This is a genomic window from Onishia taeanensis, assembly GCF_013349955.1.
In the GTDB taxonomy this organism is placed as follows: Bacteria; Pseudomonadota; Gammaproteobacteria; order Pseudomonadales; family Halomonadaceae; genus Onishia; species Onishia taeanensis_B.
The window spans coordinates 51,290-73,475 of sequence record NZ_JABVXC010000007.1 but is presented as its reverse complement, the minus strand read 5'-3'; the positions used below and the strand labels follow the sequence as shown (position 1 = coordinate 73,475).

Sequence of the window (22,186 nt, the reverse complement as noted above, 5' to 3'; positions counted from 1 at the left end):
CTGCCACACCCCGAGCCGACTTTCGGTGTGCCCGCCGTCGAGGCACCAAACGCTTAGGCAGGAGATCCGCAGCAATGAAGGCCTATCATACCTGCGTCAGCGCAGGTGGTTGCCGCGGTGCCTGAGTGATGCCAGCGGCAAGGTAGCGTGCGCCACGATAGCTGAGATAGAGAAAGCCCAGCGGCAGAAGCATGGTCTGGACGAGAAACAGCATGGTCAGCTCGACGAGACTCTGGGTCATGGCATCGAAACGATCCATGGCGGCCTGAACCCGGTCTTTGACACCACTGCCCAGTCGCTCCTTGAGGCCCTGCCACCAGCCCAGATCCTCGTCTTGCGCATCATCGGCGGCGACCACCTCATCGTCGGGTGCCGTTTGATCGGCGATTCGCTCGAGCACCGCTTTATCCTGCTCGAGCTCGCTGTATAGGGCCTCACGAGTGTCGGTGATATACAGCGTTTCGACGCCGGCACTGGCCAGGGCCACGGCAATCACCGCGAAGCGCAGGAAGGCGGCGATAATCAAGAGCCGCCCGGCAACCCCTTGCCAACGAGGCTTGCCCAGCTGCAGCACCGTCAACATGGCCACACAGCAAAGCGATAGCGCCGCCTTGACCGGCACGCTGCCGGCGATACCCAACAGCAGCTTCTGAAAGGCCAGCGACACGGTGGAGGCAAACATCACCCAGGAGAAACGCTCGACCATGTCATTGGCCGGGTCGAGCACCTCGCCAAACTGAATCTGCACCAGCAGGGCATCCCCGGTGACCGACTGCAGCACCGAAATCACCGCATTCAACGCCTTGGCCAGGGCAAAGCTCTGGAAGGCGCTGGCCAGGGTGGCATCGAGAGTGCTGGCTGCCAGCGCTTCGGGTAGCGGCAGCCAAGCCAGCGCCGCCAGCACCAGGAGCCCCAGGCTCGCCAGAGTCCGGCGCGGCGATAGAGCGACCTGCCGGGATGACACCGTCATGGTGCAAGGCCCATTAGCCGGCCATCGCCGCAAGACGCTTGAGCAGCTCGGCACGACGCGTCTCGCTCATGAAGGCGGCCTCGATGGCGTTTCTGGCCAAGCCAACGAAGGTCTCCTCCGACCAGCCGAAGGCACGCTGGCAGGCCTGGAAGTTCTCGAGCATGCCGCCACCGAAGTAGGCCGGGTCATCCGAGTTCAGGGTCAGCGTCAGGCCCGCCTCGAGCAACGCCGGCAGCGGATGCTGGTCCAGCCGTTCGACGACCTTGAGGCGCACATTCGATAGCGGGCATATGGTCAACGGCAAGCGACGCTCGACTAGCTCGGCCACCAGCGCCGGGTCCTCGAGGCAGCGCACACCGTGGTCGATACGGCAGACATCGAGCTGCTCCATGGCCTCGCGAATATAGCTCGCCGGCCCCTCTTCACCCGCATGGGCTACCCGGGGCAACCCGAGCGCCTTGGCGCGTTCGAAGACGGCGGCAAACTTGGACGGTGGATGGCCGAGCTCGGCGCTGTCGAGCCCTACTGCGTCGATCATCTCCCAGTAAGGGGCGGCTTGATCGAGCACCTCCATGGCTTCGGCGGCGGAACGGTCGCGCAGGAAGCTCATGATCAACGCCGAGGTCAGGCCCAGTTCACGCTCGGCCAGGCGCATGGCTTTGGTCAGCCCCTCTATCTGCGCGTCCAATCGAATGCCGCGGCTAAGGTGCGCCTGGGGGTCGAAGGATAGCTCGACGTGTACCACCCCCTCGTCATGGGCGCGGCGAAAGTAATCCATGGCCAGGTCAAAGAAGTCTTCAGCGTTACGCAGCACCGCCATGCCCTGATAATAGAGGTTCAGGAAAGATTGCAGGTCGTCGAAGTCGTAGGCGGCCCGCACCTCTTCCACTGAGGCATAGGGCAACGCCACGCCGTTGCGCTGAGCCAGGGAGAACATCAGTTCAGGTTCTAGGGAACCCTCTATATGCAGATGCAGCTCGGCTTTCGGCAGGCGGGTAAGGAAGTCTTGCATGGCGCTCTCCATTCAGTCTTGCCCTATCGTGGGGCATGTCTGGCATCCACGCAAAGTCTTTGCACATGGCTGACCGCGCAGGCGCTACAGGCCGAGTTTGCTCGCATCAGCCAAGCCGACCGTCGCGCAGGGTCAAAGAACGATTGATGCCTGGCGGGTCGCTGCCATCGTGACGCAGCTGATGCACCAGATAGAGCACGGTGCGACCGCAAAGCCAGATATCCAGACGCTTGGCGATGCGTGCCGCCATGGGACGGTCCAGCCCGGAGAAAGGCTCATCGAGGATCACCAGCGGTGCGTCCAGCAGCAGCACGCGCGCCAGCACCAGGCGACGCGCCTGACCGCCGGAAAGCTGCCGCCCGCCTTCGCCAACCCGGGTCTCGAGCCCTTGAGACAGTTCGCGGGCCCAATCGGCCAGCTCAACGACGTCGAGAGCATGCCACAGCGCGACCTCACTGGCCTCGGGGTCTGCCAGACGCAGATTGGCGGCGATGCTGTCATCGAATAACTCACTGTGCTGGGTGAGGTAAGCCGTGCGGGTGCGCAATTGATCGAGCGCCAAAGTGTGGAGCGCGACGCCATCACGCTCTACCTCGCCCTGATCCGGATCGAGCAGGCGCACCAGCAGCGCCGCCACGCTGGACTTGCCGGCACCCGACGCCCCCAGCAGCGCCAGCCGCTGGCCAGGCTCGAGGCTGAGATCGAGCCCATCCAGCGCCGGTGTCAAAGCACCGGGGTAGGTAAGGGTGACATTCTGTAGCCGCAGCGCTGGCGCACCTGCGACCGGCACTCCCGGCGTCTCGGATTCGCTGAGCACGCTGCGTGAGCGACCCAGGGCATTGAGGCGCCGCGCCGCGGCGCGGGTCGCCCCCAGCGCGGTGAATGAGGCCGGCAGCGCCCCCAAGGCCTCGCCCATGGCCAGCACCGCCAGCGGCATCATCACCATCAGTGGCCCTGACAGCGCCTCGGCACGATAGGCCTCGGCAGCGAGCCACAGCGCCAGCACGGCTGCCAGGCTGACGCCCAGGCCCACCAAGGCGTTACCCAGGGAAGCTATCCGTCCCAAGTGCCACTGATCGGCATAGAGCGCGGCCTGATCCGCGTCGATACATGCCCGATGATGATTCAGCGTGTTGTAACTCTTAAGCTCGGCAAGGCCCTGCAGGGTTTCGAGGATGCGCCCCCGCAGTTGATCGAGGGTGGCCACGCGACGAGTGCTGGCCGCCATGCCCAAGGACGCCTGGCCCACTACCAGCCAGGCCCAGAGCGCGAGCAGCACACCGCCGACCGCCAGGCCCGCCGGCAACAAGAAGATCCCCAACAGGACGCTCACCAGGGCGATAGCGATCAAGGCCACCAGGGGCGGCGCCAATAAGCGCAGATAGAGGCTATCCAGGGTATCGATATCAGCGGTCAAGCGATTGAGCCATTCGCTGGCCCGCCGCTGGCCCAGCGCTCGGGCATCGAGCCGGGCCAGGACCGCGAACATGCCGCTACGTAGCTCGGCGAGCAGCCGCAGCACGCTGTCATGGTTATAGATTCGTTCCAGATAGCGGGCCACCGTGCGCAACACGGCGAAGAACCGGATGCCGGCGCCCGGCGCATAGACATCGAGACTTGCCGTTACGCCAGCGGCCAGCAGCGCGCCGGTCAGCGCGGTGGCGGTGATAAACCAGCCGGATAGCGCCAGCAGACCGATCGCCGCCCCTACCGTCAGCGCCAGCAGTAACGCCCCCAGCGCCATGCGCGAGCGACGCCGCGCCAGCAGCTTGAGCCAGGGGCGCAGTTCGCTTATCAAAGTGCTCATATCAGGAGTCTCATATCCGGGCTATCGGTGTCAGCACTCTCATACTGTCGTCTCCTCGACTCGCTGACCTGCCACTATATGCACGACCCGATGGGCCATCGCTATCAACGCCGGGTGATGGGTCGCAATGACCAGGGTCCGTCCCTCCTCGACCAGCCGTACAAGCGACGCGGCGACTTCAGCCTCGCTGGCTTCATCGAGGCTGGCGGTGGGCTCATCGAGCAACACCAGCGACGCATCGCTCAAGAACACCCGGGCCAGCGCCAGTCGCTGAGTCTGGCCACCGGACAGCCCAGCCCCTCGTTCGCCGACCGACGTGTCGAGACCTTCTGGCAGGCGTGACAGCAAGCCGGCCAGCCCGGCCTGCTCGAGCGCCGCGCGCATGGCGACATCACTCGCCTGCGTATCGGCGAGGTGCAGGTTGTCGGCGATTGTGCCCTGGATCACCAGCGGACGCTGATCCATCCAGGCCGGCCGACGGTCGCTCATCACCTCGACGCTGCCGTCACTTGGCGCCACGAAGCCGGCGATCAGTTGCAGTAACGTCGATTTACCGGCCCCCGAGGGTCCCGTCAGGGCAATGACCTCGCCGCGCGATACCTCGAGGGACACAGGCCCCAACACTTGGCCGCGTCCGGCATGTTCGACGCAGACATCGGTCAGTCGCACCACCGGGGCGCCACCATTGGTGCGGCCCTCGAACGTCGCCTTAGCCGCCGCTGGCGGTGTCTCGTTGAGGATGCCCACCAGCGCCTCGGCCGCCCCAAGAGCTGCGGCACGGTCGTGGTAGTGCTGCGAAAGGCTACGCAGTGGCTGGAAGAACTCCGGTGCCAGCAGCAGAATGGTCAGGCCGCTGAACAGGGTCAGCGACGACGAGGGGCCATAGGTGATATAGCCCAACAGGCCGAAGCCCACGTAGATGGCAATCACCGCGATGGCCACCGAAGCGAAGAACTCGAGTACCGCCGAGGACAGAAAGGCGATGCGCAGGGTCTTCATGCTGCGCGCGCGATAATCGTCGGCGGCACTGAATACTTCAGCGGCAGCAGTGGCCGTTCGCCCGAACAGTTGCAGGGTGGTAATGCCACGTACCCGATCGAGGAAATGGCCGGACAGGCGAGTCACGGCGGCAAATTGCGCCTGATTGAGGCGCTGTGCCCCCATGCCCACCAGAGCCATGAACAGCGGAATCAGCGGTGCGGCGAGCAGCAGAAAGGCCGCCGCCAGCCAGTCGAGGCCCAGCACGATGGCAAAGATCACCAGCGGCAGCGCCGTGGCTAGCCGCAGCTGCGGCAAGAAACGCGCGAAATAGCCGTCCAGCGCTTCGACCTGCTCGACCAGCTGACTGCCGAGGCCTGCCGAGTGGCGGGAAGACAGCTGCACCGGGCCCAGGGCTGTCAGTTGATCGAGCAGCGCCGCTCGCGCACGGGCACGGATCGCAAGGCTGGCCGCTTGCGCAGTGGTTTCTTGAGCCCACTGCGCCAGAGCACGAACCCCAAGCACACCGATCAAGGCCGCAAAGAAAACGCCAACCGGCGCCTCGGGGGCGCCGGTCAGCAGGCGGTCAATGATGATGGCCAGCAGTAACATCTGCACGATGGTGCAAAGCCCTACTCCCAGGCCGGCAATGGTGGCGAGCGTCAGTCGGCGGCGCTCGCCGTCGGCCAGATCCTGGAGCCAGCGCTTGGAGGTGAGAGGCTCCTGGTTCTGCGCATCACGGGACGCCATGGTGTCAGTGATAGCCTTCACCGGTGCGCACCTTGCCGCGGAACACCCAGTAGGTCCAGGCGGTGTAGGTCAGCACGATCGGGATCACGAACAGCATGCCAAGCAGCAGGAAGAGCTGGGATTCCGGCGCCGAGGCGGCGTCCCAGATGGTGTGATCCGGCGGTACGATCACCGGCCACTTGCTCGCCACCAGCCCCAGATAGGTGAAGATGAACATGCCGAGCGTCGCCAGGAAGGGCATGCCTTCACGGCGGTGACTCACCCAGCGATAGATGCCGTAGGCACAGATCATCGCCAGCAGAGGCAGCAGCCAGATAAAGGAGACTTCGCTGAACCAGCGCTCACGAACCCCACCGTCGACGAAGGGCGTCCAGGCGCTGATGATGGCAAACACCACGAGTACCGCGGCCAGAAGCTTCGGCGTGATGCGATAGGCCCACTCCTGCACGTGACCTTCCGACTTCAAGATCAACCAGGTGGCACCCAGCAACGAGTAGCCCGCCATCATGCCAAGGCCGGTGAGCACGGTGAACGGCGTCAGCCAGTCCAGTGCACCACCGACGTAGACGAAGCCTTCGGTCTCGAAGCCCTGAATGTAGGTACCGACCACCGCCCCTTGGGCGAAGGTGGCGACTGCAGAGCCCCAGCAGAAGGCACGATTCCACCAATGGCGATTACGCTTGGACTTGAAGCGAAACTCGAAGGCCACGCCACGGAAGATCAACCCGGCAAGCATCAGGAAGACGCCTATATAGAGCGCCGGCAGAAATACCGAGTAGACCAGCGGGAAGGCTCCCAGCAGCCCCGCCCCCCCCAGCACCAGCCAGGTTTCATTGCCGTCCCAGATCGGCGCCACGGAGTTCATCATCACATCTCGCGCGTCTTCGTCCGGAGCGAAGGGAAAGAGGATGCCGAGGCCCAGATCGAAGCCGTCCATCAGCACGTACATGATGACCCCGAAACCGATGATCGCGGCCCAGATCAATGACAAGTCGAAGGTTTGCATGGCTTAGCTCCTGACCGGATGACCGGCGTCATCGTCGAAGGGAATGTGAGTGGCGGACAGCGGGCGCTTGGCACGCTCGATGTCATCGACCACCATTTCCTGATCGTGGGGCAGCATGCCCTGGCGAATGACGCGCAGCAGATAGTAGATGCCGGACCAGAAGACCACGGCATAGACCGCGATATAACCGATCAAGGTAAATAGCGCCATGCCGCCGGTCAGCGAGGGTGTGAGTGCCTCAGCCTGCGTCATCAAACCGTAGACCAGCCAGGGTGAGCGCCCCGCCTCGGTCACGATCCAGCCGGCCAGGACGGCGATGAAGGGCGTCACCCCCATGGCGACCAGCACCTTGAGGTAGCGCTCGTTGTGATATACCCGGCCGCCGCGACGCAGCACCAGGCCGGTCACCGCCACCGCGATCATCGCAAGGCCCAGCGCCACCATCACGCGGAACGACCAGAACACCAGGCCCACCACCGGCTGCTCGTCAACCGGCGCCTCCTTGAGTCCCGGTACCACGCCATCGGTGCTGTGAGTCAGAATCAGGCTGGCAAGGCTCGGAATACCGATCTCGACCAGGTTCTCCTGGGCCTCCTTGTCGGGAATCGCGAACAGCAGCAGCGGCGTATGGGACTGGGTTTCCCAGTTACCCTCCATGGCCGCCACCTTGGTCGGCTGGTGCTCCAACGTGTTGAGGCCGTGGAAATCCCCGACCACCGCCTGTGCCGGTGCCAGCACCAGCAGCAGCCACAGACACATGGAAAGCGCCTTCTTGTTGGCAGCCACATCGCGCCCCCGCAGCAGGAACCAGGCGCTGACGGCCGCGACGACGAAGCCGCCAGTCAGGAAGGAGGCCATGCCCATGTGCACGAAGCGGTACCCGAAGGACGGATTGAACAGCGCCTCGCTCCAGGACGTCACGTGGAAGGCACCATCGATCAGCTCGACCCCAGCCGGGGTCTGCATCCAGCTATTGGCGGCGAGGATCCAAAACGAGGAGATGAAGGTGCCCACGGCGACCATGATGGCTGCAAAAAGATGAACCCCCTGAGGGACCTTGCCGCGACCGAACAGCAGCACACCGAGGAAGCCCGCCTCGAGGAAGAATGCCGTTACCACCTCATAGCTGAGCACCGGCCCGAGGAAGTTGGCGGTGGCCTGGGCGAAATTGCTCCAGTTGGTGCCGAACTGGAAGGACATCACGATGCCTGACACCACCCCCATGCCAAACACCACCGCGAACACCTTGGTCCAAAAGACCGCCAGGCGTTCCCAGGCAGGATTGCCGTTGGCAAAGAAAAGACCGTTCAGCAAGGCGATGTAGGACGCCAGGCCGATCGTGAAGACCGGAAAGATGGCGTGAAAGCACACCACGAACGCGAACTGAAAACGCGATAAGATGAGTGGATCAAGCTCCATAAGAGCCTCCCTAGACCTTGGATGATGGCAAGACCGCTAGTGGCATTCCTTGCCAAGCGTTGAGGTTACGACCAACGTCGCCAATGCTACGCTGCACCCCGCATATAAGTCGCTACTTAACGTGTGTCGCGATGCCGCACTCAACCCCGTAAAGGGCGTGGTCTTTTGCCGCACACCCGATTCACAGGCTAGCTAGGGGCTATTCCAGTAAATCAAGCGTCGGCCAGCAAGACGACGCGGATCAGATAGAAGCTATAGCCGACGAACAGGGCCAGTAACAGCCCGCCCTCGAGGCGATTGATGCGGCCGCCGCGCCCCTTGAGTCCGATGGCAAATACCGTCATCGCCAGGGTCATCACCGCCATCACCGGCCAGTCCCGCATCATGACCTCGCCGCCTACCTGAATAGGCGTAATCACGCCGGCAAGTCCCACCACCCCCAGGGTGTTGAAGAGGTTCGAGCCGACCACATTGCCCAGCACCAGATCGTGCTCACCACGCCTCAGTGCGCTTAATGAAGAGGCCAGCTCCGGCAACGAGGTACCGATCGCCACGACCGTCAGACCGATGATCAGGTCACTGACACCAAACGTCTGCGCAATGGCCACCGCGCCCCAGACCAGCAGACGAGAGCTCGCCACCAGCAGCGCCAACCCCACCAGCGTCCAGAGCACGCTGACTTTAAGCGACATAGGATGGCTATCGAGACTGTGGTCGGTCTCGCTTGCCAAAGTGTCGCTGGCGGCCTCCTTCTGGCGGCCCTGCCAAATACTCGCGCCGATAAAAATCGCCAGGGCCAACAGCAGCACGACCGCCTCCAAGGTGCTGATCACTCCATCGCGCAGCTGCCAGGCGCCCAAAAGCGTAGCACCGCAGAGAATGGGTAACTCCCGCCGCAGCACGCCGGACTGCACCGCCAAGGGTGCGATCAGCGCCACCAGTCCGAGAATCAACCCAATATTGGTGATGTTGGAGCCATAGGCATTGCCCAACGCCAGACCAGGATTGTCCTGAGCCGCCGCCAGTGCCGAGACCATCAGTTCCGGGGCCGAGGTGCCAAAGCCAATCACCAGCATGCCAATCAGCAGAGGAGATAGCCCCAGATAGCGGGAGGTCGCTGCCGCCCCGTCGACAAATCGCTCGGCGCTCCATACCAGAAGCGCCAGTCCTGCGACGACCGCCAATATTGGCAAGCCCATATCTTCTTTTCCTTTTGAGTCATTGAGTGGTCATGACTATCGGCGTTTTGCCGCCGCACTGTAGCATCGTCAACCATCATGATTGTATGTATTCGACCAGCCGTCATAATGGGGGAAAGAAGGAACTTGGCCTTGATCGATACGCTGACCCCAGATCCCCGCCTTCCCGCGCAGGAAGGCCCTCCCGAGGCGCACATGTCTCGGCGCCGACTGCGCGCCTGTCATGAATGCGACTGGTTGGTACGCCTGCCCCCCCTCCACCATGGCCAGAGCGCCGACTGCCCGCGCTGTGGCCATACGCTATCGACGCGTCATTATCGTCCAGCTGAGCGCAGCCTGGCGCTGGCCATTGCTGCCCTGATCGCCCTGATCATGGCCGTCAGCCTGCCCTTCGTCAGCTTCCAGATCAGTGGCATTGGCAATCGCATCGTTTTGACCCAAACCGCCACCAGCCTGATTGGCATGCATCAACCCCTGGTGGCGATCGGCGTGGTACTGACCACTATCGTCTTGCCGATGGTCTACCTGCTCAGCGTTATCTGGCTGCAGATCGGCCTGCTAAGACGCACCTTGCTGCCGGCCAGTCGCGATATTGCCAGGGCCCTGTCTCACCTGCACCCATGGATGATGGCGGATGTCTTCATCATTGGCGCCCTGGTCAGCCTGATAAAGATTGCCGGCATGGCCGAGGTATCGCTTGGCCTGGCCTTCTGGGCCTTCTGTTGCTTTGCCCTGCTGTTACTGCTGACGACCCAATCGCTGGATGCCGACTGGATGTGGTTCTCGCTGGTCGGCGAGCCTGCCGCTCCTGAGGGTGTCGTGACGGGAGCCCGGGCCTCGCCACAGGGCCTGACCGGGTGCCCTACCTGTGGTCTGGTCAATCGCCTGGACGCGGACGGCCACGGACGCTGTCAGCGCTGCGGCGAGCGTTTGCATGCGCGACTGCCTCATAGCCTGCAGCGCACCTGGGCCCTGCTGGCGGCAGCAACCCTGCTTTACCTGCCCGCCAACCTATATCCGATCATGATCACCACCTCCCTGGGCCACACGGACCCCTCGACAATCATCGGCGGAGTCATCACGCTATGGCAGCATGGCTCCTATCCGATTGCCGCCATCATCTTCATCGCCAGCATCCTGGTGCCGGTGAGCAAACTTATCGCCATGGCGTGGCTGTGTCTGAGGGTGCCTCATAGCGATGACCTGCAGGGCGTATCACGTACGCGCCTGTACCGCATTACCGAGTTTATCGGTCGATGGTCGATGGTCGATGTGTTCGTGGTGGCCATCCTGGTGGCGCTGATTCGCGCCGGCAACCTGATGTCCATTGCCCCGGGGCCCGCCGCTCTGGCCTTCGGCGCTGTGGTGGTACTGACCATGCTTTCGGCCATGGCCTTCGACCCGCGGCTGATATGGGATCCTCCCCTGCCCCGATCCGGCCAGCGCGATACCGGGCATAGCGACGACCTGCCGCTCCCTTCTTCTGACCACAAGGCTTCTGACCACAAGGACGTTGCCCATGACCAATGAGCCACATGGCCAGGACACGCCGTCTAACCGCGCCAAGATCAGCCGGCATTCTCGGCTATCACCGATCTGGATCGTCCCGCTGGTCGCGATGCTGATCGGCGCATGGCTGCTATATGACGATTACGTCAGCCGCGGGCCACAGATCACGCTGATCATGAGCAACGCCGAGGGCATCGAGGCCGGTAGCACCCTGATCAAGACCCGTAACGTCGAGATCGGCCGAGTCGAGCAGGTACGGCTGTCCAGCGACTTGAGTCACATCCGCGTGATTGCGCGCATGAGTCCTGATGTGGAGCCCATGCTGGTCGAAGACACCCGATTCTGGGTCGTCAAGCCACGCATTGGCCGGGAAGGCATCAGCGGTCTCAACACCGTGCTGTCAGGCGCCTACATCCAGCTGCAACCCGGCAGCAGCGACGAGACGAGTAACCGTTTCGAGGTACTCGACCAACCTCCGGTGGCGCCCGCCGATGCCAAGGGCATCCGCGTCAATTTAGTGGGCCAACTCGGCAATTCGCTGAGCGTCGGCGACCCCGTCACCTACCAGGGCTTCACCGTCGGCCGGGTCGAGGAGGCTCGCTTCGACCCCGACACTCGCCAGATGCGCCACCGCGCCTTCATCGAAACGCCCTATGACGTGCTGGTCACCGACAGCACTCGGTTCTGGCCCGCCAGCGGCATCGACCTCAAGCTCGACTCCGAAGGCGTAAGCGTCAACGTCGAATCCCTGGAAGCCCTGCTTGGCGGCGGCGTGACCTTCGGCGTGCCCGAGGATGTGCCCCTTGGCCAACCGGTATCAGAGGACACGGCCTTTACGCTCTATGAGGATGCCGAAAGTGCTCGCCAGGGGACGTTCAACCACTACCTGGAATATGTCCTGCTGGTCGATGACACCGTGCGCGGCCTATCCAAGGGGGCCCCGGTGGAATTCCGCGGGGTGCGTGTCGGCACCGTGGCAAGCGTTCCCTGGGAGTTCAGCATCGATCAACGCTCGCGTCGCTCGGGTTTCGCGATTCCCGTGCTGATTCGCATTGAGCCACAGCGGCTCGGCGAGGATCTGGAAAGCCTGGATATCGAGACCTGGCGAAAGCGCTTCGAGGGCTGGTTCGAGAACGGCCTGCGAGCCTCGCTGAAGGCCGGCAACCTGCTCACTGGCGCCCTCTATGTCGACCTCAACTTCCAGCGCCCTGCCGCCACCGAATATCTGGCCGACAGCTACCAGGATCGCCCAGTGTTCCCCACTACACCGGCAGGGCTTGCGCAGATCGAACAGAAGGTCTCGAGCCTGCTCGACAAACTCAATGGTCTCGAGGTAGAGCCCGTGCTCGATGGCCTGAACCGCAACCTGGCTACCTCTCAGACCATGCTCGAGGAAGTGCGCGCGCTGACCGAAAGCGTCAGAAGCCTGACCGACAACCCCGATACCCAGAACCTTCCGGGCACCCTCAACACGACCCTGGAAGAGCTCAGGACCACCCTGGAGGGACTGTCACCGGGCTCCACGGCCTACGACGAGCTTACCGGCAGCCTTGAGCGTTTCGACGCCCTGATGCGTGATCTGGAGCCGGTCGCCAGGACTCTGAGCGAGCAGCCCAATGCCTTGATCTTCGATCGCCCTCGCGGCGAGGATCCTCAACCGCGAGCCCCCCGATGAACGGCAAGGAGAGCCCGATGACCGTGATCCGTACACTGGCCCTGCTGGGCCTGTTGAGTTGGCTCGGCGGCTGTGCCACCAACGCCGCGCCGACCCGCCATTATGGCCTGCCGCCCGATCAGATGGCCGCCTCTGGAATCGGCACCAGCGAGACGGACGGCCAGCGAAGTGCCCCCCGGGTGCTGGTCGTTCGCCCCCTGGCCATGGCGAGTTTTCTCGAGCAGCAAGGCATCGTGCTGCAGCTCGACGACATCACCTTGAACCCGGCCCGAGACCATCTCTGGGCCGAGGAGCTGGGCCCGATGCTCGAGCGCGGCCTGCGTCGCCGCCTGGCCCATCGCCTACCCAGCACTCGCATACTGGCAGAAGCCAACCCGGCGGCACCGCCCAGGGCCATGACCCTGCGTCTGGAAATCGAGCGTTTCCAGGGCCGTTACGATGGCCGGGCAGTGGCGGCCGGGCAGTGGCAATTGCGTGATGCCGAGGGCGAACTGCTGACCCTTGATACCTTCGAGGTCGAAACGCCGCTGGATGCCGATGGCTACCCGGCCCTGGTGCGCGCCCTCGGTCAGAGCTGGGATACGCTTGCCGACCGACTCGCCGAACGTATCCGTGGATTACGCTGAGCGGTGAGGCGCCATAAAGCTGCGCCCAGCAGATTTTTCTGTCATCATGCACATCCGCGGCACTTTATGGTCCCTTCTGCCGCGTCTGTCACCGATTTTTTCCTCACGGCACCGCCCGGGACTCGCGCCACCTCACCGGCGAGCGGCGGTGGCGTGTTATCCGGAGTTTGCATGAGCTTTTCCGACCTTGGCCTGCGTAGCGAATTGCTGCGCGCGGTCGAAGAACAAGGCTATACCGTTCCCACCCCCATCCAGCGCAAGGCCATTCCGGCCGTGCTCGAGGGTGGTGACCTCCTCGCCAGTGCCCAGACCGGCACCGGCAAGACCGCCGGCTTTACCCTGCCGCTGCTGCAGCGCCTCGCCGACGGCCCGCGCCCCAAGGCCCGACAGATTCGCGCCCTGGTGCTGACCCCGACCCGTGAGCTTGCCGCCCAGATCGGCGACAACGTGACCGGCTATGGCCGTCACCTGAACCTGACCTCCAAGGTGATCTTCGGTGGTGTCGGCCAGCAGCCCCAGGTGGATGCCATCCGTCCGGGCCTCGATATCCTCATCGCCACCCCGGGTCGCCTCTTGGATCTGCATCAGCAGCGCCACATCGACCTTTCCCAGGTCGAGACCCTGGTGCTCGATGAAGCCGACCGCATGCTCGACATGGGCTTCATCCACGACATCAAGAAACTCCTGCGCCTGCTCCCGGCGAAACGTCAGAACCTGCTGTTCTCGGCGACCTTCTCCAACGAGATCCAGACGCTGGCCAATCAGTTGCTCGACAACCCGACGATGATCGAAGTGGCGCGGCGCAACACCACCGCCGAGACCGTCGATCAGGCCATCTACAAGGTCGACCGGGAGAAGAAGCGCGAGCTGTTGGCCCACCTGATCACCGAGCACCAGTGGTATCAGGTGCTGGTCTTCACCCGGACCAAGCACGGCGCCAACCGTCTGGCCGAGCAGCTCTCGAAGCAGAACATTCCGTCGATGGCGATCCACGGCAACAAGAGCCAGTCTGCACGTACCAAGGCGCTGGCGGCCTTCAAGTCGGGCGACCTGCAAGTGCTGGTGGCCACCGACATCGCCGCCCGTGGCCTGGATATCAGCGAGCTGCCCCATGTGGTGAACTTCGAGCTGCCCAATGTGGCAGAAGACTACGTTCACCGTATCGGCCGCACCGGTCGCGCCGGCAGCGAAGGCCAGGCGGTCTCGCTGGTCTGCGTCGACGAACATGGTCTGCTCAAGGGCATCGAGCGGCTGATCAAACGCGACCTCGAGAAGCGCATCGAGCCGGGCTTCGAACCTGACCCCAACGCCAAGCCGGAGCCCATCGAGAACGGTCGCGGCAAGGGCGGCGGTCGCGGACGTGCTGGCAACGGCCGCGGTGGCAACGGCCGTGGTGGAGACAGTCGCAATGCGAACGGCAATGGCCGCAGCGGCAATGCCGGCAACGGCCAGCGCCGACAGGATGAGGCTCGTGCCCCCCGCCGCCGCGCTAGACGCCCCCAACAGGCCTGATGACGCCGGGTGCCCGAGACGCTTTCACCCGCAGGAACCCTTTCGATGCCGCCGCCGGCGGCATCGTCTCATCAGGGTGACGCAAGGATGCGCCGCATCATGACCCGCGACTCTCGATACTGAGCGCGCTTTTCCTTCTAGACATTGCTGCCATGACCAACACCACCACGCCTCGCACACCGCTGTTGGGTTTTCTGCTGCTGATGATCCTGGTCGGTATCAACCTGCGACCGGCGCTATCGTCGCTGGCTCCGGTTCTGTCCCGTATTCAGGCCGATACGGGGCTTTCCCCGACCAGCATCGGCGCGCTGACCACCCTGCCCGTCGTCTGCCTGGGGCTCTTCGCGCCGCTAGCGCCCTGGCTTGCCAAACGAGTCGGACCGGAGCGCGCCCTATCTCTGGCACTGGTGCTGCTGGCACTGGCGTTGGCGCTGCGGGCATCTGCCCTTACCTGGCTCCTGTTCCTCGGCACCTTGCTGGCGGGCGGCGCCATCGGCATTGCCGGCAGCCTGCTGCCTGCCCTGGTCAAGCGCGAGCTGCCCCAGGGCGCCGACCTGATGACCGGCGTCTACACCATGGCTCTGTGCCTGGGAGGAGCACTGGGAGCCGGCCTGAGCATTCCCTTGGCCGATGCTCTTGGCAGTTGGCGGCTGGCACTGGGCAGCTGGGCCTTGATCGCCGTGTTGGCCCTGGTGGGCTGGCGTTGGCGCATGCCACACCCCTGGCCGGATCGCCAAGCGGCTTCCTCGCCCGCCCCCAAGGCTCGACTACTGACCAGCCCACTGGCCTGGCAGGTCACGCTATTGATGGGTTCGATGTCGTCGCTTGCCTACATCGTCTTTGGCTGGCTGCCGGTGCTACTCCAGCGCCGTGGCCTCAGCGAACAGGAAGCCGGCTGGCTGCTGGCCATATCGGTCATGTTCCAACTGGTATCGGCCATCGGCGCCCCCTGGCTTGCCCGGCTCGGCCGCGACCAACGACCTGCCCTGCTGCTGATGCTTGCGGCCAACGGCGCCGGCATGATGCTACTGCTGCTCGGTCCGGTGGAGTATCGCTGGCCGGGCGTGGTGTTACTGGGCCTCGGCCAGGGTGGCTGCTTCAGCATGGCCCTGACCCTAGTAGTACTGCGCAGCGGCGACTCACGGCTTGCCGGCAAGCTGTCGGGCATGGCCCAGGGAATCGGCTACTGCCTGGCAGCCCTGGGGCCACTGGGCATCGGCATCCTGCTGGACCGCGGTGCCTCCTTGGATCAGGTCTGCATGATGCTGGGCGCCATCCTGACGCTTGCGGTGGTCTTCGCCCTATTCGCCGGTCGTAACCGTCGACTGGAGTTCGATGGGGCCGGGCAGTTGGTCACGGAGCATCGCCCTTGAGCCCTTCAGCCAAAGACGGTCTTTGGACTGCCTCCAAGCATCGTCTCTGACTACCAGCGAAACACCGCGCACCATGAAGAAGGCCGCCGAGCATGCTCGGCGGCCTTCTTGGTTTTATGTCGTACGCCCCATCGGCTCGGCAAGGTGTCACACAAAGCCTAGTCGCGAGAGGACGGACAGGGCGCCCCACAGGGAGCACAGGCGGTACTATCGCGTTGATTGAGCGTGGTTTCGACGTTGCCATTGCCCATATTGAAGGCGAATGTCGGGCTGTTCAGGTGATCGACCAGCACCAGCCCAAGAATCGCGGCCAGTACCAGAATCACCCGATAACGCTTGTAGGCGGCTTGCATGTCAGGCTCCTTGCATCAGTTGGGCAGGCGAAACCAGGGCCGCAGGCGAATACCGATCAGCGAGCCGAGGAAGGCCGAGACAAACCAGATCCAGGCATGCAGGCTGGCAGAACCAATCCCCGAGAACAGCGCGCCGATATTGCAGCCAAAGCCCAGGCGGGCACCGTAGCCCAGCAGCAGGCCACCAATGACCGCCGCCAGGAACGGCCGGCCTTCCGGCCGCTTGCGGCTGGCCTCGTTGAAACGATTGGCAAGCCCCGCGGCCAACATGGCACCCAACAACAGACCGAAGTTCATCACCGAGGTGATGTTGACCAGCACCGAATCCTTGAGCGCCATGGCCGGATAGTCCCAGGTCCAGAACTCGAACTGGCTCATGTCGACGCCGAGCGCCTGCAGCGCCTTGGCACCCCATAGATTGAAGGCGAAGGTGATGCCCCAGGGAGACCCGCCGACGACCAGCGTCATGACGTTGCCCAACGCCAGTGCCAGAATCGCCCAGGCGAAAGGCCAGCGACCGCTGATCAGGGTGCGCAATACCCCATGCTCGCCCCCCGTCACGAGCAGCTCGCTACGCTCGATACTGCCATGCGTGCGCCGCTCGCGGCGATCGATCCATACCCAGAGCCCCGCCAGTGCGACCAGCTGAATGCCGACGGCGCCAGCAATGCCGAAGCCATCGATCAGGCTCACCGGATCAAACCCCGGCAAATCGAGCCACCAGGGCAGGTGCAGGGAGCCAAGCACGGCCCCGATGATGAAGAACAACAGGGTCACGGCCATGCGCAGGTTGCCCGCTCCCACCGTAAACAGCGTGCCGGAGCCGCAGCCGCCTCCCAGCTGCATTCCCAGGCCGAACATGAAGGAGCCCACCACCAACGAGGTGCCGACCGGCGCCACGGCACCGATCAGCTCACCTTGGTCGCTGCCCAGGATCGGCACCATCAGCACGGCGGTCAGGCCAAACAGCAGCAGCTGGGCTCGCATGCCGCCACCGCGATGCTTGACCACCAAGTTGCGCCAACCGGCGGTGAAGCCGAAAGCACCGTGATAGAGCGCCACCCCGAGCAGGGCCCCGATGGCGAACAGCGCCAGCAGGAAAGGCGCGGTCTCGAGCCAGATCAACCCACCCAACATCAGCAGGCCGACGAGTGCCGCGCCAACCACGAAACGATCGACCCGCCAGCCATCGCTGGCGGTCGATGAAGAACTTGCTTGTTGCATGATGCATCCCGTCCAGTCAGAAAAACGGGCGACAGCCGCCGCCATCGCCCGCGTAACAGGGTGACTCGCGGCCCGTTATTCGAAGAACTCGATGAGCTTGCCAATGCCGCGTTTCGCGACGGCGACCGGGCGGCTATCGCCTTGGGTCCACTCGGACATGGAACCGTCGTATAGCGCCACCTTGTCAAAACCCGCGATTTCGCTGAGCACGAACCAGTCGGTGGCGGCCCAGTGGCCAGTGTTGCAGAAGGCGACAGTCTGCGTATCGCGCTCGAGTTCTGCGCCATTGATCCGCGATTGAAGGCCGCTGGTGTCCAGATAGTAGGCACTGTCGCGGCTGGTGAGCAACGAAGAGTGCGGCAGATTGCGAGCACCGGGAATAGTGCCTGGCGCGCTGGCCGCCGGCGACTGATTATCGCCGCTGAAATAGTCTTCCGGGCGGGCGTCGACCAACTGCGCCTGGCCCTCACGGGCGGACTCGACTTCCTCGGTGGTGGCGATCAGGTCTTCCTGCAGAGTGGCCTTGAAGTCGGTAATGGCACCGGGCTCGGACGGACCGCTGGCCACTTCGAAGCCCTGCTCTTGCCAGCCGGCAAAGCCGCCGTCGAGGATGCCGACCGCATCGTGGCCGAGCACCTTGAAGGTCCAATAGACGCGAGCCGCACTGCCGAAGTCGGTGGCGCCGGTGCCGGCCGGCACGATCACCACGCTATCGTCATTGTCGATGCCGAGCCCGCCGATCAGACGCTCCATGCGCGACGCCGGCGGCAGCAGGCCCGTTACGCCATCACGACTCTCCCGCCAGCCATCGCCGGTGTAGCTGCTGTAGATGCTGCCTGGAATATGCGCCGCTTCGAAACTCGAGCGATCGCCTCCGTTGTCGATGCTGGAGCGTACGTCGAGCACCACCAGGTCTTCATCGCCCAACCTATCGGCCAGCCAGTCGGCCTCAACCAGAGGCGTGATATCAGCTGCAGACGCCTGAGCCGCTACCAGGACCATCGAGGCCCCCATCAGCCATGACTTGATCATGAAAATCCGACCTCATTACTAGGGTATTTAGGCGCTATTATGCGACCAATCAACGCAAGATCAATATGCGTCACAAGAATGAATGCGAACCAACTCACAGCTGACAGGAATAAGCAGCAACACCACTACTCAGACATCGAACATTCCCCCTACTCGGACATCGAAAACTCACCCCCCTTTGCAACCGCACGCTGATAGGCTTGGCGCTCGCGCATTCGCGACAGCACATCCGTCAGCCGAGGGTAGTCGCCGAGCCTGCCCTGCCCCTCGAGGGCCAGCAGCGGGAAGCTCATCTGGATGTCGGCAGCGCTGAAGGCCTCGCCCGCAAGCCAGGCATGCTCGCCACACTCGCTTTCCCAGAACGCCAGCAGATCGCGAATCTGCGGATCGAGAAACTTGGCCTTGACCCCATTCGCCAGCAGCCGGGCGATGGGGCGAATCAACGCCGGCACCGGTGGCTTGTCCAGTCGCGAGAACACCAGCGACATCACCAGGGGCGGCATCGCCGAGCCCTCGGCATGGTGCAGCCAGAAACGGTAACGCCGCCGCTCAGGCGTGCCCGACGACGGCAGCAGCCGGTCGTCATCGAAGCGCTCCAGCAGGTACTCGATAATCGCGCCGGACTCGGCCACTACCTCACCATCGCGGTCGGTATCGACGATCACCGGCGACTTGCCCAGCGGGTGAACCTGCTTGAGCGACTCAGGCGCCAGCATCGTCTTGGGATCACGCTGATAAGTGATCACCTCATAGTCGGCGGCAAGCTCCTCCAGCAACCAGATAACACGCTGAGAGCGGGAGTTCTCCAGATGGTGCACTTCTATCATCGTCGTCTCCTGACAAGGAAATAGGCGTCATGGCGCTACGCCGTCGTTTGGGCGGGGGTGTCAAACGAGCGTTCCAGTAGCCTATCAGCTCCTGCCAAGGTCGTCTTTCGGTCTCTGTCGCGACCGCTAGACTCATAAGTGGCAGCACAACCTTGATCACAGGGAGGCATCACGATGGCCAAGGTGCTGGTAGTGGATGACGAGCCGAATATCGTCCTGTCACTTGAGTTCCTGATGCAGCAGGCAGGTTTCGAGGTGGTCACTGCCGAAGACGGCGAAAGCGCCTTGACCCGGGTCGCCGCGGCGACTCCGGACCTGGTATTGCTAGACATCAGCCTGCCGGACATCAGCGGCTTCGACGTGCTGGAACGGCTGCGCGCCATGCCGGCCTTAACGCGCCTGCCCATCATCATGCTCACCGCCCACGGTCGCGAAGTCGAACGCGAGAAAGGATTGGCGCTGGGCGCCGATGACTACATCACCAAGCCCTTCTCGACCCAGGCGCTAGTCGATAAGGTCAAGGCTTTGCTAGACGAGTCCGCCGCATGAGCCCGCCCCCTCGCCAGCACCTGATCGGCGCCTGGCTTTTGCTCAGCGGCCTGAGCCTGTTTGGCGGCGCCTTCCTGGCACTTTGGCTCGATAGCCGCTTGGCGCCGACCGGCGCCGAACGTATTGCCCTGTGGGGCGGGTGCTTGGTTGGTGCCGGCTTGGTGTTCCTGTTGGGTCTGTTACTGGAGCGTCGGCTGTTTGCGCCTCTGCGTCATCTGCAGGTTCAGGTAGCACGCATGGTGGCAAGTCCCGACGCTCGCGACGACTATCGCCCCGAGGGCTGGCTAAGCGGCCTGGGCCCAGACCTCCTGAGGCTACGCGAGCACTGGCGACAGGACCGCTCGCAGCTGGCCGGGGCCCATGCCGAAGGAGCCAGGAGCGCCGCCCGCATTCGCCAGGAGCTCGAGGCCCTGCTGCAAGTGCTGGACACCCCGCTGCTGCTCTGCGACCGTCACCGCCGCCTGCTGCTGTTCAACCAGGCCGCCGAGGCACTGTTCTCGGAGCATCCGGGGTTCGGGCTGGGCAAGCGCCTGGAAGGCCTCTTTGCCCTTGCCAGCCTGTCGGAGGCCCTCGACCATCTGCCCAGCGACGGTTCTCCCCGGGAGCTGTTGATTCCGCTAGAGGATCGCTGGCTTCACGGCTGCCTACGCCGGGTGCCCAATAGCGATCGCGAGACCTTGATCACCCTGACCGACAGCACCGCCGCCTGGCACTGCGAGATGGGCACCAGAGCGAGCCTCGCCGAAGCCCTCGTGGCCGTCCGCCGCCATGGCGCCGGGCTTTCAAGCGCCGCCGAGGCTCTCAGCCAGCTGCACTCGTCCAATCATCCGGCAAGCAACGCAACGGATGACGCCCATGATCAAGAAACGCTGATGCCCGACACTCCTTCGACACCTGCCCCCAAAAAACGGCCGGCAGCATCACTGGGCAGCCACGAGACTCCTCTGGCCAGGCGCCTCGCCGGCATCATCGGCCAAGAAAGCCAGGACCTGGGTCAGGCAATGGACCGGCTCGGCAAGACGCTGGAGGCCCTCCAGCGCCAGGGCGAACGGCTGGCACCGCTGTGGTCGAACGATCTCTGGCAGGCCCTCAACGACCGACTAGCCGGTTCGGCGCTGACGCTTACCCCGGTCGGCATGCCAGCCTGGTTCAAGGCCGATGCCCCGATCTTGCTGGTGATGCTAGAGGCTCTGACCAACCGTCTCGGTGACCTGGCCGACGTGCGCCATCTTGATGCTGAAGCTTGCCTGGGCAACAGGCGCGTCTACCTGGACCTGATCTGGCTGGGCACGCCGCTGACCCAACACCAGCTGGCCAGGTGGAAGACCCTACGGCTCGACGCCTTGCCGTTATCCCCCCGTATAGAGGACCTGCTGCGCCAGCATGACAGTGACCTTTGGAGCCTTCAGGACGCTGATGGCCGTCATGCCCGGCTGCGATTCCCGCTACCAGCAGTGGAGCGGGTGGGTGCCCCGCTGATTCGTCCGTCGCCCCGCCCCGAGTTCCACGACTTCGGCATTGCTGACCTGCCGCCCCCCGAGGCCGAGCTGGCCGCCTGTCCGCTGGCTCAGCTCGAGGTAGTGGCTTTCGATACCGAGACCACCGGGCTGGCCCTGCGCCAGAACGACCGGGTGATCAGCATCGGCGCCTGCCGCATCGTCAACGGGCGGTTGCTAGCCGATGACACCTTCGACGTGCGGATCGATCCTGGGCGCCCGATCCCCCCGGCCAGTACCGCCATTCACGGCCTGACAGATAGTGATGTGCTGGGCGCCCCGCCCCTGAGTCAGGTACTGCCACGCTTTCGCGACTACTTGGGAGATGCGGTGATTCTCGCCCATAACGCCGCTTTCGACCTCCTGGCGCTGCAGTTACCGGGAGCCGGAGTGAGCCTCAACATGCCGGTGCTCGATACCCTGCTGCTGTCTCGTGCCCTGGACCCATCGCTCGACGGCCACGACCTGGACAGTCTGGCCGATCGCTACGCGTTGAGCTTTGCCGCAGGCACCCGCCACACGGCGCTGGGCGATGCCCGGGTCACCGCCGAGCTGTGGTTGGCCATGCGCACACGCCTGGAGGCGCGCGGCATTCATACCCTGGCCGATGCCCTGGCACTGCAGTCAAGCGCCTTCGACCGGCAGGATGCCAGCGCATGATGGCGCCGCGACGTACAGAACGCTTGGTGGTGCTGGTCATACTGGCCGCGCTGCTGTTCACGCCACCACTGATCCTGCTCGCCGACCGTCCGGCCGGCGGCCTATCCTGGCTCGCCGCCTACCTGTTCGTGGCCTGGGCCCTGGTGATTGGCCTGGCGGCCTGGCTACTGGAGAGGGGCCCCAGGGAATGAGCATCGCATGCGAAAGCC

Annotated in this window: 19 protein-coding genes; 8 read left to right on the top strand and 11 right to left on the bottom strand. The window is 64.0% G+C overall.

The genetic code is table 11. The features are described from left to right. Positions 1–85: 85 nt before the first annotated feature. From HUS66_RS10080 to HUS66_RS10050, 7 genes are all read right to left on the bottom strand, one after another. A complete protein-coding gene (locus tag HUS66_RS10080; protein ID WP_175070783.1) occupies positions 86–970 on the bottom strand; it encodes a hypothetical protein in 885 nt (294 codons plus the stop codon). 13 nt (positions 971–983) lie between these two features. Continuing rightward, on the bottom strand, positions 984–1,982 hold the full coding sequence (locus HUS66_RS10075) for an adenosine deaminase (RefSeq protein WP_175070782.1): 999 nt from the start codon (positions 1,980–1,982) through the stop codon (positions 984–986). Between the two features lie 106 nt (positions 1,983–2,088). Then, positions 2,089–3,789, bottom strand: a complete 1,701-nt coding sequence (gene cydC / locus HUS66_RS10070) for a thiol reductant ABC exporter subunit CydC (RefSeq protein WP_175070781.1) — start codon at positions 3,787–3,789, stop codon at positions 2,089–2,091. A 39-nt stretch (positions 3,790–3,828) separates the two neighbouring features. Then, positions 3,829–5,517, bottom strand: coding sequence for a thiol reductant ABC exporter subunit CydD (cydD, locus tag HUS66_RS10065; protein WP_175070863.1), 1,689 nt, complete (start codon positions 5,515–5,517; stop codon positions 3,829–3,831). Positions 5,518–5,521: 4 nt separating this feature from the next. Next, complete coding sequence (gene cydB, locus HUS66_RS10060; protein WP_175070780.1) at positions 5,522–6,523, bottom strand: cytochrome d ubiquinol oxidase subunit II; 1,002 nt, start codon at positions 6,521–6,523, stop codon at positions 5,522–5,524. Positions 6,524–6,526: 3 nt separating this feature from the next. Further along, positions 6,527–7,942 carry a cytochrome ubiquinol oxidase subunit I gene (locus tag HUS66_RS10055; RefSeq protein WP_175070779.1) on the bottom strand — a complete coding sequence of 472 codons (1,416 nt, stop codon included), beginning with the start codon at positions 7,940–7,942 and terminating at the stop codon, positions 6,527–6,529. A 212-nt stretch (positions 7,943–8,154) separates the two neighbouring features. Then, complete coding sequence (locus HUS66_RS10050) at positions 8,155–9,141, bottom strand: calcium/sodium antiporter (protein ID WP_175070778.1); 987 nt, start codon at positions 9,139–9,141, stop codon at positions 8,155–8,157. A 195-nt stretch (positions 9,142–9,336) separates the two neighbouring features. Between HUS66_RS10050 and HUS66_RS10045 the strand changes: the two genes are divergently transcribed. The 5 genes from HUS66_RS10045 (at position 9,337) to HUS66_RS10025 (ending at position 15,836) form a co-directional block, all read left to right on the top strand. Next, entirely contained in the window at positions 9,337–10,671 is a 1,335-nt protein-coding gene (locus HUS66_RS10045; RefSeq protein WP_254628790.1) for a paraquat-inducible protein A, read from the top strand. Further along, positions 10,661–12,325, top strand: coding sequence for an intermembrane transport protein PqiB (gene pqiB, locus HUS66_RS10040; RefSeq protein ID WP_175070776.1), 1,665 nt, complete (start codon positions 10,661–10,663; stop codon positions 12,323–12,325). Before HUS66_RS10045 ends, pqiB begins: the two co-directional genes overlap by 11 nt. 17 nt (positions 12,326–12,342) lie before the next feature. After that, positions 12,343–12,951, top strand: a complete 609-nt coding sequence (locus HUS66_RS10035; protein WP_175070775.1) for a PqiC family protein — start codon at positions 12,343–12,345, stop codon at positions 12,949–12,951. Positions 12,952–13,122: 171 nt separating this feature from the next. Beyond that, complete coding sequence (locus tag HUS66_RS10030; protein ID WP_175070774.1) at positions 13,123–14,463, top strand: DEAD/DEAH box helicase; 1,341 nt, start codon at positions 13,123–13,125, stop codon at positions 14,461–14,463. A gap of 152 nt (positions 14,464–14,615) precedes the next feature. Next, positions 14,616–15,836: an MFS transporter gene (locus HUS66_RS10025; RefSeq protein WP_254628785.1), complete on the top strand. Its 1,221-nt coding sequence runs from the start codon at positions 14,616–14,618 to the stop codon at positions 15,834–15,836. A 158-nt stretch (positions 15,837–15,994) separates the two neighbouring features. Here HUS66_RS10025 and HUS66_RS10020 read toward each other — a convergent pair whose 3' ends face one another. The 4 genes from HUS66_RS10020 to HUS66_RS10005 form a co-directional block, all read right to left on the bottom strand. After that, positions 15,995–16,189 (bottom strand): hypothetical protein, encoded by a 195-nt coding sequence (locus tag HUS66_RS10020; protein WP_175070773.1) that lies wholly within the window; start codon positions 16,187–16,189, stop codon positions 15,995–15,997. A 15-nt stretch (positions 16,190–16,204) separates the two neighbouring features. After that, positions 16,205–17,413, bottom strand: a complete 1,209-nt coding sequence (locus HUS66_RS10015) for a YeeE/YedE family protein (protein ID WP_175070772.1) — start codon at positions 17,411–17,413, stop codon at positions 16,205–16,207. A 75-nt stretch (positions 17,414–17,488) separates the two neighbouring features. After that, positions 17,489–18,445, bottom strand: a complete 957-nt coding sequence (locus tag HUS66_RS10010; protein WP_175070771.1) for a sulfurtransferase — start codon at positions 18,443–18,445, stop codon at positions 17,489–17,491. A gap of 149 nt (positions 18,446–18,594) precedes the next feature. Further along, positions 18,595–19,272 (bottom strand): glutathione S-transferase family protein, encoded by a 678-nt coding sequence (locus HUS66_RS10005; RefSeq protein ID WP_175070770.1) that lies wholly within the window; start codon positions 19,270–19,272, stop codon positions 18,595–18,597. Between the two features lie 174 nt (positions 19,273–19,446). Here HUS66_RS10005 and HUS66_RS10000 point away from each other — a divergent pair, with 174 nt between their 5' ends. The 3 genes from HUS66_RS10000 to HUS66_RS09990 are packed head-to-tail and all read left to right on the top strand — an operon-like array spanning position 19,447 to position 22,168. Next, complete coding sequence (locus HUS66_RS10000; protein WP_175070769.1) at positions 19,447–19,821, top strand: response regulator transcription factor; 375 nt, start codon at positions 19,447–19,449, stop codon at positions 19,819–19,821. Further along, a complete protein-coding gene (locus HUS66_RS09995) occupies positions 19,818–21,977 on the top strand; it encodes a 3'-5' exonuclease (RefSeq protein WP_175070768.1) in 2,160 nt (719 codons plus the stop codon). The genes HUS66_RS10000 and HUS66_RS09995 overlap by 4 nt, the downstream gene beginning before the upstream one ends. Further along, on the top strand, positions 21,974–22,168 hold the full coding sequence (locus HUS66_RS09990) for a hypothetical protein (RefSeq protein ID WP_175070767.1): 195 nt from the start codon (positions 21,974–21,976) through the stop codon (positions 22,166–22,168). Before HUS66_RS09995 ends, HUS66_RS09990 begins: the two co-directional genes overlap by 4 nt. Positions 22,169–22,186: the final 18 nt, after the last annotated feature.

What these genes read in the sequence shown, in the direction of transcription:
- HUS66_RS10080 (WP_175070783.1), bottom strand. Translation starts at nt 970, where the DNA reads ATGACGGTGTCATCCCGGCAGGTCGCTCTATCGCCGCGCCGGACTCTG.
- HUS66_RS10075 (WP_175070782.1), bottom strand. Translation starts at nt 1,982, where the DNA reads ATGCAAGACTTCCTTACCCGCCTGCCGAAAGCCGAGCTGCATCTGCAT.
- cydC (WP_175070781.1), bottom strand. Translation starts at nt 3,789, where the DNA reads ATGAGCACTTTGATAAGCGAACTGCGCCCCTGGCTCAAGCTGCTGGCG.
- cydD (WP_175070863.1), bottom strand. Translation starts at nt 5,517, where the DNA reads ATGGCGTCCCGTGATGCGCAGAACCAGGAGCCTCTCACCTCCAAGCGC.
- cydB (WP_175070780.1), bottom strand. Translation starts at nt 6,523, where the DNA reads ATGCAAACCTTCGACTTGTCATTGATCTGGGCCGCGATCATCGGTTTC.
- HUS66_RS10055 (WP_175070779.1), bottom strand. Translation starts at nt 7,942, where the DNA reads ATGGAGCTTGATCCACTCATCTTATCGCGTTTTCAGTTCGCGTTCGTG.
- HUS66_RS10050 (WP_175070778.1), bottom strand. Translation starts at nt 9,141, where the DNA reads ATGGGCTTGCCAATATTGGCGGTCGTCGCAGGACTGGCGCTTCTGGTA.
- HUS66_RS10045 (WP_254628790.1), top strand. Translation starts at nt 9,337, where the DNA reads ATGTCTCGGCGCCGACTGCGCGCCTGTCATGAATGCGACTGGTTGGTA.
- pqiB (WP_175070776.1), top strand. Translation starts at nt 10,661, where the DNA reads ATGACCAATGAGCCACATGGCCAGGACACGCCGTCTAACCGCGCCAAG.
- HUS66_RS10035 (WP_175070775.1), top strand. Translation starts at nt 12,343, where the DNA reads ATGACCGTGATCCGTACACTGGCCCTGCTGGGCCTGTTGAGTTGGCTC.
- HUS66_RS10030 (WP_175070774.1), top strand. Translation starts at nt 13,123, where the DNA reads ATGAGCTTTTCCGACCTTGGCCTGCGTAGCGAATTGCTGCGCGCGGTC.
- HUS66_RS10025 (WP_254628785.1), top strand. Translation starts at nt 14,616, where the DNA reads ATGACCAACACCACCACGCCTCGCACACCGCTGTTGGGTTTTCTGCTG.
- HUS66_RS10020 (WP_175070773.1), bottom strand. Translation starts at nt 16,189, where the DNA reads ATGCAAGCCGCCTACAAGCGTTATCGGGTGATTCTGGTACTGGCCGCG.
- HUS66_RS10015 (WP_175070772.1), bottom strand. Translation starts at nt 17,413, where the DNA reads ATGCAACAAGCAAGTTCTTCATCGACCGCCAGCGATGGCTGGCGGGTC.
- HUS66_RS10010 (WP_175070771.1), bottom strand. Translation starts at nt 18,445, where the DNA reads ATGATCAAGTCATGGCTGATGGGGGCCTCGATGGTCCTGGTAGCGGCT.
- HUS66_RS10005 (WP_175070770.1), bottom strand. Translation starts at nt 19,272, where the DNA reads ATGATAGAAGTGCACCATCTGGAGAACTCCCGCTCTCAGCGTGTTATC.
- HUS66_RS10000 (WP_175070769.1), top strand. Translation starts at nt 19,447, where the DNA reads ATGGCCAAGGTGCTGGTAGTGGATGACGAGCCGAATATCGTCCTGTCA.
- HUS66_RS09995 (WP_175070768.1), top strand. Translation starts at nt 19,818, where the DNA reads ATGAGCCCGCCCCCTCGCCAGCACCTGATCGGCGCCTGGCTTTTGCTC.
- HUS66_RS09990 (WP_175070767.1), top strand. Translation starts at nt 21,974, where the DNA reads ATGATGGCGCCGCGACGTACAGAACGCTTGGTGGTGCTGGTCATACTG.